Genomic DNA, 14,939 nt, shown 5'->3' on the forward strand with positions numbered 1-14,939 from the left:
ATAAAAATCTTTGATTTTTAAAACCTTATATGTTCTTATTTGCTATTCAATAATAAACTTAAAATAGCTCAAGTGTTAATCTTTTGTTTCTTTTGCGGTTTTGAAATAAAATAGTTTAAATATAGTTTTAATCGTTATGATAAGGCTTCCCTTGTAAGATCTGATCTGCACGATACAACTGTTCAACAATAAATAACCGGATCATCTGGTGCGTAAATGTCATTTTAGATAATGACATTTTTTCGTTTGTTCTACTGTATATTTCATCTGAAAAACCATAAGCTCCTCCAATCAAAATATGAATTTTTTTCACTGAAGAATTCATCCATATGTCTATTTTTTGAGAAAATTCTCTGCTTGTAAATTGTTTTCCTTTTTCGTCTAAAATCACAACCAGATCATTTTTGTCGATATGATTAGAAAATAACTTGGCTTCTTCTTTTTTTAATAAATCTGGAGAAAGGTTTTTGGCATTTTTTACATCCGGAATTTCTATGATGTCAAAATTCCAGTGTTTTGGAAGACGAATAAGGTAATAATTGATTAAAGAAGTTATTTCTTTGTCATCCGTTTTGCCAATGCAGAGTAAATTGATACGCATTTCTTATCTTTGTTAGGCGCAAATATACTTTATGAATTTTAAAATTCCCAGATTCCTCTTAAAAATTCAAAAATTCTTTGATGATATACATATTCCTGTGTTGGGAATTTCGCTTTGGGAGATGTTTCAAATCTATATTACGGGGATTTTTAAAGGAAAGATAGGAAGAAAAGCAGCAGCAATTTCTTGGAGTTTTACCATCAGTTTGTTTCCGTTTTTACTTTTCTTATTGTCTGTTTTACCTTATATGCCGCATTATGACAAGCTTCAGTTTTATATTTTTGAGGTATTGATTCATAATGTTTTTCCTTCCAATATGGAAAATGATGTGAGGGGGTATATTGAGAATAATATCATACCTAATATGAAGGGAATTAGTAATTTAACAATTGTGTTGGCATTGGTTTTTGCCACCAACGGAACTTTTTCTTTAATCAATGGATTTAATGAAAATTCTGAGGAAAAATTATCTGATGTAAAAGAATTTATCCTTTCGTTTTTTATCACCATCGGCTTTATTACTATTGTTTTTCTGGCTCTTTTCGGAGTGTATTATGTGGAAGTTGTAATGAAACTGTATACACCGGCTTATGATATTTCATGGTTGGTGAAAAACCTTTCAAGTATTATTGGGTTTGTTTCTTTTCCGTTATTCTATTTTATTCTTTTGGCGTTATTTTACTGGTTGGGAACAGTGAAAATTGCGAGGTTCAGACAAGCAGTTCCTGGCGCTATTTTAACCACTGTTTTATTTGTGGTTACCACTTACTTCTTTGCGCTTTATGTAAAGAATATAGCGAGATACAACGTATTGTACGGATCCATCGGAAGTATGATCTTATTAATGGTTTGGGTGAATGTAAATGTATATCTTCTCTTATTCGGAAATGAATTGAATATGGCAATCAGAAAAATAAGAATGGAAAAATTATTATCTGATGAACTTAAAAAAGAAGAGTTACGTTGCTATTCTAATGGCAATGAATCTTGATACTGAATAATAAAATAAATGAAAAAACGATAACTTATGAAACTACGAATTAAACATCTACTCCTTATATTCCCATTATTATTGGTCTTTTCATGCGAGCATCTTGATGAAATAGAACGAAATAAACAACAGGAAAATATTACCTCACCTTACATGGGGAAATGGAGTGGAAGTTACTCAGGAGATCAAAGCGGAACTTTAATTTTAAATGTAGGTAAAAGCGGAACCATAGAAGGAATAAAAACTTCCCAAGGTCAGCAGGAGACTTTTTATTCGGGGCTTATTGGTTCTTCTATCAATAGCGCAGCAACATCTGGTTCAGGATTCATTTTATATGGGAACTTACAAAGTAAATCCGGGACATGGAAAATGGGCAGCCTAAATGGAACGTGGTCTGTTACCAAAAACTAATTCTCTATAACCTCCTTCTTTTTAGATCCTATATTTAATATCATATATCCTAAAAAGGCAGCTAAGAAAGAAGCAATTAAGATTGCAAATTTAGCTTGATCCTGAATCTCAATTTCTCCTTTGAAGGAAAGAAGTGCGATGAAAATAGACATCGTAAAACCAATTCCTGCTAGAAATCCAACGCCAATCATTTGCGTCCAAGAACTGTTTTGAGGAAGAGTACTTAGCTTTAATTTTATTGCAATAAAAGAGAATAAATTAATTCCTATTAATTTACCTATAATCAAACCACCAATGATACCTAAGCCTAAAGTACTGGTAAGACCTTCAACCATTCCTTTATTAAAAGCAATATTGGTATTGGTTAAGGCAAATATCGGCATGATTAAGAAGCTTACCGGAAAATGGAGGGTATGTTCTAATTTTTCTAAAGGTGAAATTTCTACATGGGAAGCATTTGTTGGAATTGAAAACGCCAATAAGACCCCTGCAATGGTAGCATGAATTCCTGAATGGTGTAAGAAATACCATAAAAATAAACCCGGAATGATATAGAAAATAATCTTTGTCACCTTTAAATAATTCAATAAAAATAACAAAGCCGTTACTCCAAAAGACAACAATAAATACGTCCAGTGGATTTGTTCGGTATAAAAAATAGCAATTACTAAAATAGCTCCTAAGTCATCAACAATAGCTAAGGCAGCAAGAAATATTTTAATAGAATTCGGGATCTTACTTCCCAACATTGAAATAATAGCTAAAGAGAAAGCAATATCTGTCGCCATAGGAATTCCCCAGCCATTGGCATAAGGAGTTCCTGCATTGAATGCACTGTAAATAATAGCAGGAATAGCCATTCCTCCAATAGCGGCGAAAATAGGAAGTGATGCATTTTTAAAAGATGAAAGTTCACCTTCTACCATTTCTCTTTTTATTTCAAGACCAACCAAAAGGAAAAATATTGCCATTAGCCCATCATTGATCCAAATGCTGATAGGGTATTTTAAATGAAAAAGGTTAACACCTATTTCATGATCCAAAAAATGTTGAAAGCTTTCGCCTGCAGATGAATTAGCAATCAATAAAGAGACTAATACACAAAAAATAAGCAGTATTCCCGATGATTGATTGTTGTTGAAAAATTTTTTAAAATATACAGATAAATTCATGCTATGATTGTAAACGTCTCACTTTTGAAACTCCGTTAATATCTTTTAGTTTTTTAAATGTTTCTTCAAGTTGGCTCTTGTTTTTAACCTCAAGATTGATGTTTCCTGTAAAAATTCCGTTATTGGATTCAATAGACATACTTTTCATATCCATTTCCATAGAACTACTGATAACGGTCGTAATATCGTTGATCATTCCCATTCTGTCAAGACCTTCAATCTCGATCTTCACTCTGTTTTGGAAGCTTTCGGCATTTACCCATTTGGCAGGAATTACTCGATAATCGTATTGAGCTCTAAGGTTGATTGCATTAGGACAATTGTCGCTATGAACTTTAATACCGTCTGAAATAGTGATGAATCCAAAGATTTTATCTCCTGGAATTACCGTACAGCATTTTGCATAACTATAATTCAGTTTTTCTTCATCTTTTCCAAAGACAATCATGTCAAGATTCAGCTCTTTCGGTTCTATGTAAGCCGTATTTTTTGTCGGAGATTTTCTGAATCTGGAAAGTAAATTATTAAATACATTTTTACTTTCTATATATTTTCTTAAGCTGCTAACGTCTAGTTCGTTGCTTTGGAACTTAAGGAATAATTCTTGAGATGTTTTTAGGTTAAAGAATTTTTGAAGTTTATTAATCTCCTCATCATTAAAATTGATTTTTGCATGACGAAGTTTTCTTTGTAAAATCTCTCTTCCTTCTTCTACCAATTGGTTTTTCTGAGAATTCAGATACCCTTTGATTTTTGATTTGGCTTTGGAAGTAACAACAAATTCTAGCCAGTCGAATTTTGGTTTCTGATTTTGAGAAGAAAGAATATCAACCTGATCTCCATTTTGAAGAACATATGAAATAGGAACTAATTTTCCATTAATCTTTGCTCCCAAACATTTCATCCCCAAATCAGAGTGAACAGAAAATGCAAAGTCTAAAGCAGTGGCATTCGTAGGCAAAATTTTAATCTCTCCTTTTGGAGTGAACACGAATACCTCTTTTGAATATAAATTAAGTTTAATATTATCTAAAAGCTCAGAGGTTGAAAGATCTTGCTGTTGTTCAAGAACATCGCGGATTTCCGTTACCCATCTTTCAAAATTCTTATCATCAGAACTTTGTTTGTAGCCTTCTTTGTATTTGTAATGGGCAGCGACCCCTTTTTCTGCAATTTCATCCATTCTTTCGGAACGGATCTGCACTTCGATCCATTTCTTATCCGGACCAAGAACAGTCAAATGTAAACTTTCATATCCTGTAGAACGAGGTTGGGTGATCCAGTCACGCATTCTTGATGGATTACTGTGATAAACGTCGGTTACAATAGAATAAATTTTCCAGGCTAAGAATTTCTCATTTTTAGCATCTGATTTATAAATAATTCTAATCGCATAATTATCAAATACTTCTTCGAAAGAAACGCCCTGTTTCAGCATTTTTCTGTAGATAGAAGAAACTGCTTTTGCACGGCCTTTTATGGTGAAATGTAATCCTTCTTCCTTTAATTTTTCGGAAGCTTCTTTTTTGAATTCTTCAATATATCTTTCACGGTTCTCTTTTGCGAGCTCTAATTTTTCCGTAATTTCATTAAAAACTTCAGGATTGTTATATTTTAAAGATAGATCTTCAAGTTCAGATTTAATGTTATACAAGCCTAAACGGTGTGCCATTGGAGCGTAAATATAGACCGTTTCAGAAGCAATTTTTTTCTGCTTATCAGGCACCATACTTTCCAACGTTCGCATATTGTGAAGTCGGTCTGCAATTTTGATCAAAATAACCCTGAAATCTTCAGATAATGTCAACAAAAGTTTCCTGTAGTTTTCAGACTGTACGGAGATATTTTGATGATTCATGATGGATATTTTGGTTAATCCATTCACGATATTGGCTATCTTTTCTCCAAAAATCTTTTTAAGATCTTCATAAGTATAATCTGAATCTTCAATAACATCGTGTAACAACGCACAGGCAATAGAAGTTGCTCCCAAGCCAATCTCTGTTGCTACAATTTTGGCCACAGCAATAGGATGGTAAATGTATGGTTCGCCAGATTTTCTTCTTTGATCTTTGTGAGCATCTAATGCAATATCGAATGCCTTTCGGATAAGTTTATTATTTTCCTCATCCAAAGTTCTGTAGGTATTCGAAATCAGATCCTTATATCTTGCAAGGATCTCTTTGTTTTCCTGTTCTAAGTCGTAACTCATTTGTGTAAAAGCCTATATTTAAACGAAAATACGAAAATTTTTCCACTTTCAAACTACAAAAAATCCGCAGATAATTCCACGGATTCTTGGTTATTAGAATTTGTAATTACTAAAATTTTACTTCGGAGTCCATACCATTGGTTGACCCCTTTATTTTGACATCCGGGCTGTTGTGAATCTCAGCTTTACTTCGGGCATCAATTAGTTTTTTAATATTTTGATAATCAGCTTGCTCTATGCTCATGTTATCAAATGAGTATGTCTTTAAAACAGAGTTTTGGCTGAATACATTTTGGGCATTGCTTGCTTGTTCGCTATCTTTTATAGCAACGCTGGCTAGATATTGAGGGGTATTGTGGGAATCATCAACATAGACAATGTATTCTGAATTTCCAAAACCTGAAGTTTCTAAATCTTTTTCAAGTTTTTTGTAATTATTTTGAGAATTAAATAATCCTGCTAATATTTTTGACATAATAATGTGTTTTAAATTTGTACTTAAAGATAGTAAATAAATTTTAAATAAGTTGTAATTATTTCAATGAAATTGTGTGATTTTTATTTTATCTATATGTAAATGTTAAAATGATTAAGGATTTTTGTTAAATGAGCGTTTAAGTTTATGCTGATTTATATTAAGTAATAGTTAATCAATTGGCTGTTAAAAAGGAGAACGGACTAAAAGCCCGTTCCCAATGTATATGTAATGATAATTCTAGGTTTTAATTAATATTAACTTAAAAAAAACTCAAAGATTAACTTTAATTTATAGTCTTTCATTTTTAATTTCTTCCACAATTTCAGGATTTAACAATGTTGAAATATCTCCAAAGCTATTAAAATCCCCTTCAGCAATTTTTCTCAAAATTCTACGCATAATCTTTCCTGAACGAGTCTTTGGAAGCCCTGAAACAAACTGTACTTTATCCAACTTAGCAATCGGACCGATTTGATCTGAAATAAGCTGATTGATCTCTTTTTTAAGATTTTCTCGCTGGCGACTTTCTCCTGTTTCTTTTAAAACAACATATCCATACAAGGCATTTCCTTTGATGTCATGAGGATAGCCAACAATGGCGGATTCGGCAACGGCAGGGTGTTGGTTAATGCTGTCTTCAATGGGAGCAGTTCCCAAGTTGTGTCCTGAAACAATGATAACATCATCTACACGGCCTGTAATTCTGTAATACCCAACTTCATCTCTCAAAGCGCCGTCCCCAGTGAAATATTTCCCTGGAAAAGCGGTAAAATAAGTTTCTTTATATCTCTGATGATCGCCCCAAATTGTTCTTGCAATTCCCGGCCACGGAAAACGGATGCATAGATTGCCTGTTACCTGATTTCCTGTAATTTCATTGCGTTTATCATCCATTAAAACAGGTTGTATTCCCGGAAGCGGTAGAGTAGCGTAAGTAGGTTTTGTTGGGGTAATAAAAGGAAGCGGTGAGATCATAATTCCGCCTGTCTCTGTTTGCCACCAAGTATCTACGATGGGACATTTTTTTCTTCCAACATGATCATTAAACCAATGCCAAGCTTCATCATTGATAGGTTCTCCAACGGAGCCTATTACTTTTAATGAACTCAGATCATGCTTATCAACCCATTCTGCACTTTCTTTCGCTAATGAACGAATAGCGGTTGGGGCCGTATAGAATTGTGTGATTTTATGTTTTTCAATAACTTCCCAAAAACGATCCGGTTCAGGATAAGTGGGAACGCCTTCAAAAATTACGGTAGTGGCTCCGTTACAAAGCGGTCCGTAAAGAATATAGGAGTGTCCGGTGATCCAGCCAATATCTGCAGTACACCAATAAATATCATTTTCCTGATAATTAAAAATGTTTTTAAAAGTATAGGCGGTGTAAACCATATATCCGGCGCAAGTATGTAGCATTCCTTTCGGTTTTCCGGTAGATCCAGATGTGTATAAAATAAAAAGTGGATCTTCTGCATCCATGATTACGGTTACGAAATCAGCAGAAGCTTTTTCATACAGGTCAGCCATCCAATGATCTCTGCCTTCTTTCATTTTGATCTCGTTTTTCGTTCTTTTTACTACTAGAACAGATTCAATGGTAGGCGTTTTTTCTAGTGCTTCATCCACAATGCTTTTTAGATCTAACACTTTGCTGCCTCTGTAACTTCCGTCTGATGTAATGATCATTTTGGCTTCACAATCATTAATTCTTGATGCCACAGCAGAGGCCGAGAAACCTGCGAAAATTACGGAATGTACTGCACCTAATTTTGCACAAGCCAACATCGTAACTGCCAATTCAGGAATCATGGGAAGATAGATGCACACTCTGTCACCTTTTTCGATGCCCATCTCTCTTAGGATATTGGCTGTTTTGTTGACGCGAGTGTATAATTCGTTGTAAGAAATGTGTTGTGCTGCTTCCTTTGGATCGTTAGGTTCCCAGATGATGGCGGTTTTTTCGCCTCTTTCATTTAAGTGCCTGTCGATACAATTTTTAGTGATATTTAATTTAGCATTTTTAAACCAAGTGATTCTTGCTTCATTCATATCGTACTTAACAACCTTGCTCCATCTTTGGTACCACACGAAGTTCTGATCTGCTATTTTGTCCCAGAATTTTTTAGGATTTTTAATAGATTTTTTATACTCTTCAAAATAATGTGGTAAATCTTCTATTAAGTAATTTCTCATATCCCTTTCGTTTTTGAAATTTGAATTTATTTATAATTTAAATTTATGTTTAATTTATGGTTTATAGCCTATAATCATTAATTTTTTGCTGAATTTCTTCAATGATTTTTTCATCATCAATTGTTGATGGAATCTGAAATTCCTTTCCATCTAGTAAGGTTCTGATCAACTTTCTTAGAGTTTTTCCTGACCGTGTTTTAGGCAAACGTTTGACAACCATCGCGTTCTTCAAAAATGCGACTGCGCCAATTTTCTCTCGAACCATCTGAATGACATTTTTTTCTAAATCTTCCTCAGAAATCGTTGCTCCATTTTTTAAAACCATGGTAGCAAAAGGAATCTGTCCTTTTAATTCATCATCAATTCCCACCACAGCACACTCTGCAACATCGGGATGGGATGAAACGATTTCTTCCATCTCTGACGTTGAAAGGCGATGTCCTGCAACATTAATGACGTCATCCACTCTTCCTGTGATAAAAACATAACCGTCTTCGTCTTTTATTGCTCCGTCTCCGGAGAAATAATAGCCTTTATATTGTGATAGATAGCTGCTTTGAAACCGCTCATAATCATTCCATATTCCCAATAATGAACCTGGCGGAAGTGGAAGTTTTATAATTAAATAGCCTTCCTGATGCGCATCCAATTCGTATCCGTTTTCATCGAAAATTTTAATGTCATATCCCGGAATTGGTTTTCCGGCAGCCGCTCTTTTGATTTTATAATTATCGTCAAAGGTCATTAAACCCAACATTGGCCAACCGGATTCTGTCTGCCACCAATGATCGATTGCGGGAACTCCGATATGTTTTTCAAACCAATCCAACGTGGCAACATCACATCTTTCGCCTGCTAAAAACTGTTTTTTGAAATGGCTTAAATCATATTTTTTAACCAATTCTCCGTTTGGATCTTCCTTTTTTATCGCTCGAATGGCTGTTGGAGCTGTAAACATTGCAGAAACTTTATATTCTGAAATGATTCTCCAAAATGTTCCTGCATCGGGCGTCATGATGGGTTTTCCTTCAAAAATAATGGTGGTATTTCTGTTAATTAAAGGTCCGTACACCGAAAAGCTGTGACCGACTGCCCAGCCAAAATCTGAAGCTGCCCAAAAAGTGTCCCCTTGTTCAATTCCATAAATATATTTCATGGAAAATTTCAAAGCGGTGGCATAGCCTCCTGTGTCGCGGGTAATCCCTTTGGGTTTTCCTGTCGTTCCTGAGGTGTACAGCAAATAAAGTGGGTGGGTAGATTCAACAGAAATACAGTCAGCAGGTTCTGATTGTTGAACCAATTCTTCATAATCAATTAATCCGTCAAACATTTCATCTTGATTATCAACTAATTTTCTGTTATAAACGATAATGTTTTCAACTTTGTCCTGAGCGAGTTCAATCGCTTTTTTAACCAATGGTAAATAAGGAATCCTTTTGGCTATTTCTACTCCGGCTGTTGCTGTAATTAATGCTTTAGGTTTGCAGTCATCAATTCTAATCACCAATTCGTTAGGGGCAAAACCACCAAAAACAACATTGTGAATGACCCCGATTCTTGCACAGGCCAACATCGTAAAAAGCGTCTGTGGAATCATCGGCATATAAATAACGGCTGTGTCTCCTTTTTTTAATCCTAAAGAAACCAAGCCTCCTGCCAGTTTTGAAATTTCTTCTTTCGCCTGATTGAAGGTGTACTGTATTTTTTGATTGGTAACCGGAGAATCGTAAACAATGGCGATTTGCTCTCCGAAACCGTCTTCAATATGTTTATCGATACATAAATAGCACATATTCAGTTTGCCATCGGAGTACCATTGGGTGTAATCATTTTGATCTTTGGAAAGAATTTGGGTAGGAAACTCAAGCCAATCGATTTCCTGAGCCTGTTCCTTCCAGAAATTTTCTTTGTCTTCTATGCTTCTTTTAGATAAATTATCTGTATTCATATTAATTTTTTGTGTTTGGGAGTATTTTGGGTTTCGTTTCTATGTGTTTTATTATTTCAACGAAGAAAAGGTCAGCTGTAATGATATAGATTGTTCTCACACTGAGAAAAAAACTTGATATGTTTCAATTTTTCTATCTTGTTGAGTTGTATTTAAGTTGTTGTAAATGTATGTGTTGTGTGTTTTGGTGTTGAGGGTCGCTATATCGGATGTAATGATTTTTCATCTTCGTATTGCTGCATTTTAGATAAGTGTTTTCCATGTCCAGTATTTTAGTAAAAGTATAATAATTTAGCAAAATTATATTTTTCAATAAAGATAATATTACCTGTTTATTTTGTTTAAACAAAAATAATATCTTTTTTATTTGCTTTTTAAAGTTATAATGTTTTAAATTTGTCAAAAAATTCAGATAAATAAATGGAAATACAAATTTCCTCATGCGAACATTTAATGTATGTGAGTGAAATACAGCAGGAAATGTATGATTCTGCGCAGCGAAGAGGGACGGGCATCGCAAAACGTTCCATAGAATATTTAAGTAAAAAGATTTCAGATGGTAATGCTGTAATAGCTACTGAAAACGGTGAATGGGTGGGTTTCTGCTATATAGAGACTTGGTCACATGGTCAGTTTGTGGCTAACTCAGGGTTGATTGTTTCTCCCAATTTTAGAAATAGAGGAGTGGCGACTTTAATAAAGAATAAAGTTTTTGAATTATCCAGAGAAAAATATCCAAGTGCAAAAATATTTGGTCTTACAACAGGTCTTGCGGTAATGAAAATTAACAGTGACTTGGGATATAAGCCTGTTATATATTCTGAATTAACACAAGATGAAGAATTTTGGAGTGGTTGCAAGAATTGTGTGAATTATGAAATTTTAATGAAAAAGGAACGTAAGAACTGTCTTTGTACAGCAATGCTTTTTGTTCCCGGAAATGATAAAGTAAATGAGGTTGGAAATAAACAACCTGAAAATAAATATAATAATGAGTAAGAAAGTAATCTTAGCGTTTAGCGGAGGTCTAGACACCTCTTACTGTGCTAAATATCTTAGTGAAACACTAGGGTATGAAGTGTATGCAGTAACTGTAAATACCGGTGGCTTTTCTAAAGAAGAGGAAAATGAATTGGAGAAAAAAGCCTTTAATCTTGGAGTTAAAGAATACAGGTGCGTTGATGCTCAGGAAGATTATTATAATTCTTGCGTAAAGTATTTGATCTTTGGGAATGTGTTGAAAAATAACACCTATCCTTTATCTGTAAGTGCTGAACGTACAATCCAAGCGCAGGAGATTGCAAAATATGCCATTGAAATGGGTGCGGATGCCATTGCTCACGGAAGCACTGGTGCTGGAAACGATCAGGTTCGTTTTGATTTAATTTTTCAGGTGATGTGTCCGAATGTGGAAATCATTACTCCAATTCGTGATATGGCACTCTCTCGTGAAGAAGAAATTGAGTTTTTGAAAAATCACGGTTATGAAATGGAATTCCATAAAGCACAATATTCGGTGAATAAAGGACTTTGGGGAACTTCAGTAGGAGGAAAAGAAACGCTGACTTCAAGAAATTATTTACCTGAAGAAGCTTTCCCTTCACAAATTAAAGTAACGCAGCCTTCAGAATTGGAAATTGAATTTAAAAAGGGTGAAGTTGTAGCGGTAAATGGAGAAAGTTTTGAACATTCGGTATATGCCATTCAGAAAATTGAAGAATTAGCTTCTGCTTATGGAATCGGTCGTGATATTCATGTTGGAGATACCATTGTTGGTATTAAAGGTAGAGTAGGATTTGAAGCTGCTGCGGCATCGGTGATTATTAAGGCGCATCATTTATTAGAAAAACATACGCTTTCAAAATATCAGCAGATGATGAAATCTCAGCTATCAGACTGGTACGGAAACTGGCTTCATGAAGCACTTTTCTTAGATCCTGTAATGAGAAATATTGAGTCTTTCTTAATTGATTCTCAGAAAACAGTAAGCGGAAAAGTATTTGTAACCCTTCATCCATACAGATTTATTTTAAATGGAATTGAATCTAAGCATGATTTAATGTCTGATAAATTCGGAAGTTACGGCGAAGCAAACAGAGCATGGACAGGAGAAGATGTGAAAGGATATACGAAGATCTTGAGTAATTCATTAAATATATATCATCAGATAAATAAATAAGATTTGGGCAGCTTTATCCGCCTTCCGCTCCCAATCTTTTGTTCGTCGTTCCTTCTCACAAAAGGATTTCCGCTCAAGTCGGGCTGCGAAATATTGGATGAATCAATGAACCCGAAGGGGTTCAATAATAATAGCCATAGGTGAAACCTATGGAGGGGAGAGATAAATTGGACGAAGAATAAACCCGAAGGGTTCAATAATAATAGCCATGGGTGCAACCTGTGGAAAAAAGAAAAATGATTGAGATTAATCAAAAAGAAATGAAAACAGCAGGAATCATCGGAGCCAACGGTTATACAGGAAGCGAATTGGTACGTCTGCTGGCTTTTCATCCCAATGTGACTTTGAGTTTTTTATATAGTCGTTCGAATTCGGGGACAAAGATTTCAGATTTGTACCCGGATTTAGCGACGGTTTGTGATATGGTTTTAACCGATAAACCAGAAGAAGTAGATATTCTTTTTCTATGTCTTCCTCATAAAGAAAGCCAAAATTGGCTGACTCAAAATGCTGCAAAAGCAGAAACATTGGTAATTGATTTAGGAAATGATTTTCGTTTAGATGGAAATTTTGAAAATAGAAATTTTATCTATGGTTTACCGGAAATCAATAAAAAAAATCTTTTAGGAGCAAAAAGTATTGCAAATCCGGGATGTTTCGCAACAGCGATTCAATTGGCTTTGCTTCCATTAGCTGAAAAAGGGTTGTTGAATGAAGTGTATACTACAGGAATCACAGGTTCAACGGGTGCGGGGCAGTCTTTACAGGCGACAACGCATTTTACCTGGAGGAATGATAATATTTCAGCCTATAAAACTTTAACCCATCAGCATGTAGATGAGATTCTACAGCAGTTAGTTTCTTTTAATAGTAATGAAATCAGTCTGAATTTTGTTCCATGGAGAGGAGATTTTGCAAGAGGGATTTTTACGAGTTCCACGGTGAAAACAGATTTAGAACTTTCAGATATTAATCAATTGTATCAGGATTTTTATGCAGATGAACCTTTTGTAAAGGTAAGCGAGAAAGCAATTGATTTAAAACAAGTTGTCAATACGAATCGCTGTGTGATTCATATAGAAAAGAGTGGAAATGTTGCGGTTATTCATTCAGCGATTGACAATTTGCTAAAAGGAGCTTCCGGACAGGCGGTTCAGAATATGAATATTGCAATGGGTTGGGAAGAAAATTTAGGATTGAACTTGAAGCCTGTAGCGTTTTAATGTCAATTGTCAATAAGTCAATAGTGAATTTTTAAACTCAAAATAAAATCGACCTAGGAAAATGGAGCGTTAAGAAAAATAGTTTTGTGAACGTTAAGCAAAATCTATTTCGCGCAAGTTTTAGAACACAAAAACATTTTTTAGCGAAAGTTTCCAGTCTTGAACTTTTGTTTATTTGTTTTCAAAACAAAAGAAAATATAATAAAGATGAAGTTGCAAAACCAGCAACTATCAACCAATAACAATCAACAAGAAGATGAATTTATTCAACGTATATCCATTATTTAACATCAATCCGGTAAAAGCTCAAGGTTCATTTCTTTGGGACGATAAAGGAGAAAAATATCTTGATTTTTACGGAGGTCATGCAGTAATTTCTATTGGGCACAATCATCCGCATTATCAAACTCAACTAAAAGAGCAGTTAGATAAAATATCTTTTTATTCAAATTCTGTTCAAAACGAATTGCAAACTGAATTAGCAGATAAATTAGGAAAGCTTTCAGGTTTGGAAAATTATAATTTGTTTCTATGCAATTCAGGAGCGGAAGCGAATGAAAATGCCTTAAAACTTGCTTCTTTCCATAATGGAAAAAGTAAAGTGTTGTATTTTTCTGGTTCATTTCACGGAAGAACTTCCGCGGCAGTTTCTGTAACCGATAATCCTAAAATTGTAGCTCCTGTTAATTATTCTGAAAGATTTATTAAATCTGAATGGAATGATATTGAACAATTGGAGGCAATTTTTGAAGCACAGGGAAATGATATTTCATCTGTAATTATTGAAGGAATTCAAGGTGTTGGTGGGATTATGATTCCAACGGTTGAATTTTTGACTAAAATTAAAGAATTGTGTGAAAAGCATAATACAGTTTTGATTTTAGATGAGGTTCAATCAGGATACGGAAGAAGCGGATATTTCTTTGCGTACCAGGAATTTGGTATTGAAGCAGATATTGTTACAACAGCAAAAGGAATGGGAAATGGTTTTCCTGTTGGCGGTGTTTTAATTCATCCAAAATTTCAGGCAAGCAATGGTTTGCTAGGAACAACTTTTGGAGGAAATCATTTAGCTTGTGTGGCGGCAATTGCGGTTCTGGATGTGATGAAAAATGAAAATCTTATTGAAAATGCTCAGAAAATGGGCGAGTATATTGAAAATGAAATTAAAGATTTTCCACATATTAAATCTATCCGAAGGAAAGGTTTGATGATTGGGATTGAACTTGATAGGGATTGCTCAGAAGTAAGGAGCAACCTGTTATACAATCATCATATTTTCACAGGAAATTCTAATGATAAAGCTGTGTTGAGAATTCTTCCGGCATTAAACATTAGAAAAGAAGAAACCGATCTATTCATCGGTGCTCTGAAAACTGTTTTAGAAAATCTCTAAATTTTAATTAACCACAAAAGTCACAAAAGTTTTTAATATTATAATTAAAGAAAATGTAAATCTGTGATAAGAGCAAAAAAGAACTGCTGGTAATCAAAGATTTTAGCTTATGTGAACTTATATTTTCAAAGT

At 34.4% G+C, this 14,939-nt stretch carries 12 protein-coding genes; 6 read left to right on the top strand and 6 right to left on the bottom strand.

What is annotated here, in order from left to right; translation table 11 throughout:
• Positions 1-127: 127 nt before the first annotated feature.
• Positions 128-601 (bottom strand): 23S rRNA (pseudouridine(1915)-N(3))-methyltransferase RlmH, encoded by a 474-nt coding sequence (locus tag BUB80_RS02150; protein ID WP_073290478.1) that lies wholly within the window; start codon positions 599-601, stop codon positions 128-130.
• 31 nt (positions 602-632) lie between these two features.
• On the opposite strand from BUB80_RS02150, the gene BUB80_RS02155 reads away from it, so the two are divergent.
• The gene (locus BUB80_RS02155; RefSeq protein WP_054510818.1) at positions 633-1,592 is read left to right on the top strand and encodes a YihY/virulence factor BrkB family protein; all 960 of its coding nucleotides are present in this window, start codon (positions 633-635) and stop codon (positions 1,590-1,592) included.
• A gap of 36 nt (positions 1,593-1,628) precedes the next feature.
• The gene (locus BUB80_RS02160; protein ID WP_073290480.1) at positions 1,629-2,003 is read left to right on the top strand and encodes a hypothetical protein; all 375 of its coding nucleotides are present in this window, start codon (positions 1,629-1,631) and stop codon (positions 2,001-2,003) included.
• Here BUB80_RS02160 and nhaA read toward each other — a convergent pair.
• The 5 genes from nhaA to BUB80_RS02185 form a co-directional block, all read right to left on the bottom strand.
• A complete protein-coding gene (gene nhaA / locus BUB80_RS02165) occupies positions 2,000-3,175 on the bottom strand; it encodes a Na+/H+ antiporter NhaA (RefSeq protein WP_073290482.1) in 1,176 nt (391 codons plus the stop codon). The two genes, BUB80_RS02160 and nhaA, sit on opposite strands and share 4 nt — an antisense overlap.
• Before the next feature lies 1 nt (position 3,176).
• Entirely contained in the window at positions 3,177-5,387 is a 2,211-nt protein-coding gene (locus BUB80_RS02170) for a RelA/SpoT family protein (RefSeq protein ID WP_073290484.1), read from the bottom strand.
• 109 nt (positions 5,388-5,496) lie between these two features.
• Positions 5,497-5,862, bottom strand: coding sequence for a hypothetical protein (locus BUB80_RS02175; RefSeq protein ID WP_073290485.1), 366 nt, complete (start codon positions 5,860-5,862; stop codon positions 5,497-5,499).
• A gap of 291 nt (positions 5,863-6,153) precedes the next feature.
• Positions 6,154-8,091, bottom strand: a complete 1,938-nt coding sequence (acs, locus tag BUB80_RS02180; RefSeq protein WP_228433640.1) for an acetate--CoA ligase — start codon at positions 8,089-8,091, stop codon at positions 6,154-6,156.
• Positions 8,092-8,122: 31 nt separating this feature from the next.
• A complete protein-coding gene (locus BUB80_RS02185) occupies positions 8,123-10,009 on the bottom strand; it encodes an AMP-binding protein (protein ID WP_073290489.1) in 1,887 nt (628 codons plus the stop codon).
• A 420-nt stretch (positions 10,010-10,429) separates the two neighbouring features.
• Between BUB80_RS02185 and BUB80_RS02190 the strand changes: the two genes are divergently transcribed.
• The 4 genes from BUB80_RS02190 (at position 10,430) to BUB80_RS02205 (ending at position 14,807) form a co-directional block, all read left to right on the top strand.
• Positions 10,430-11,008 carry a GNAT family N-acetyltransferase gene (locus BUB80_RS02190; RefSeq protein WP_083546987.1) on the top strand — a complete coding sequence of 193 codons (579 nt, stop codon included), beginning with the start codon at positions 10,430-10,432 and terminating at the stop codon, positions 11,006-11,008.
• On the top strand, positions 11,001-12,188 hold the full coding sequence (gene argG / locus BUB80_RS02195) for an argininosuccinate synthase (RefSeq protein ID WP_073290539.1): 1,188 nt from the start codon (positions 11,001-11,003) through the stop codon (positions 12,186-12,188). Before BUB80_RS02190 ends, argG begins: the two co-directional genes overlap by 8 nt.
• 260 nt (positions 12,189-12,448) lie before the next feature.
• Complete coding sequence (argC, locus tag BUB80_RS02200) at positions 12,449-13,411, top strand: N-acetyl-gamma-glutamyl-phosphate reductase (RefSeq protein ID WP_073290541.1); 963 nt, start codon at positions 12,449-12,451, stop codon at positions 13,409-13,411.
• A gap of 256 nt (positions 13,412-13,667) precedes the next feature.
• Positions 13,668-14,807 carry an aspartate aminotransferase family protein gene (locus tag BUB80_RS02205; RefSeq protein ID WP_073290490.1) on the top strand — a complete coding sequence of 380 codons (1,140 nt, stop codon included), beginning with the start codon at positions 13,668-13,670 and terminating at the stop codon, positions 14,805-14,807.
• Positions 14,808-14,939: the final 132 nt, after the last annotated feature.

Source organism: Chryseobacterium polytrichastri, assembly GCF_900142445.1.
Lineage (GTDB): Bacteria > Bacteroidota > Bacteroidia > Flavobacteriales > Weeksellaceae > Chryseobacterium > Chryseobacterium polytrichastri.

What these genes read in the sequence shown, in the direction of transcription:
- argC (WP_073290541.1), top strand. Translation starts at nt 12,449, where the DNA reads ATGAAAACAGCAGGAATCATCGGAGCCAACGGTTATACAGGAAGCGAA.
- BUB80_RS02160 (WP_073290480.1), top strand. Translation starts at nt 1,629, where the DNA reads ATGAAACTACGAATTAAACATCTACTCCTTATATTCCCATTATTATTG.
- BUB80_RS02205 (WP_073290490.1), top strand. Translation starts at nt 13,668, where the DNA reads ATGAATTTATTCAACGTATATCCATTATTTAACATCAATCCGGTAAAA.
- BUB80_RS02170 (WP_073290484.1), bottom strand. Translation starts at nt 5,387, where the DNA reads ATGAGTTACGACTTAGAACAGGAAAACAAAGAGATCCTTGCAAGATAT.
- argG (WP_073290539.1), top strand. Translation starts at nt 11,001, where the DNA reads ATGAGTAAGAAAGTAATCTTAGCGTTTAGCGGAGGTCTAGACACCTCT.
- BUB80_RS02175 (WP_073290485.1), bottom strand. Translation starts at nt 5,862, where the DNA reads ATGTCAAAAATATTAGCAGGATTATTTAATTCTCAAAATAATTACAAA.
- BUB80_RS02150 (WP_073290478.1), bottom strand. Translation starts at nt 601, where the DNA reads ATGCGTATCAATTTACTCTGCATTGGCAAAACGGATGACAAAGAAATA.
- BUB80_RS02190 (WP_083546987.1), top strand. Translation starts at nt 10,430, where the DNA reads ATGGAAATACAAATTTCCTCATGCGAACATTTAATGTATGTGAGTGAA.
- BUB80_RS02185 (WP_073290489.1), bottom strand. Translation starts at nt 10,009, where the DNA reads ATGAATACAGATAATTTATCTAAAAGAAGCATAGAAGACAAAGAAAAT.
- nhaA (WP_073290482.1), bottom strand. Translation starts at nt 3,175, where the DNA reads ATGAATTTATCTGTATATTTTAAAAAATTTTTCAACAACAATCAATCA.
- BUB80_RS02155 (WP_054510818.1), top strand. Translation starts at nt 633, where the DNA reads ATGAATTTTAAAATTCCCAGATTCCTCTTAAAAATTCAAAAATTCTTT.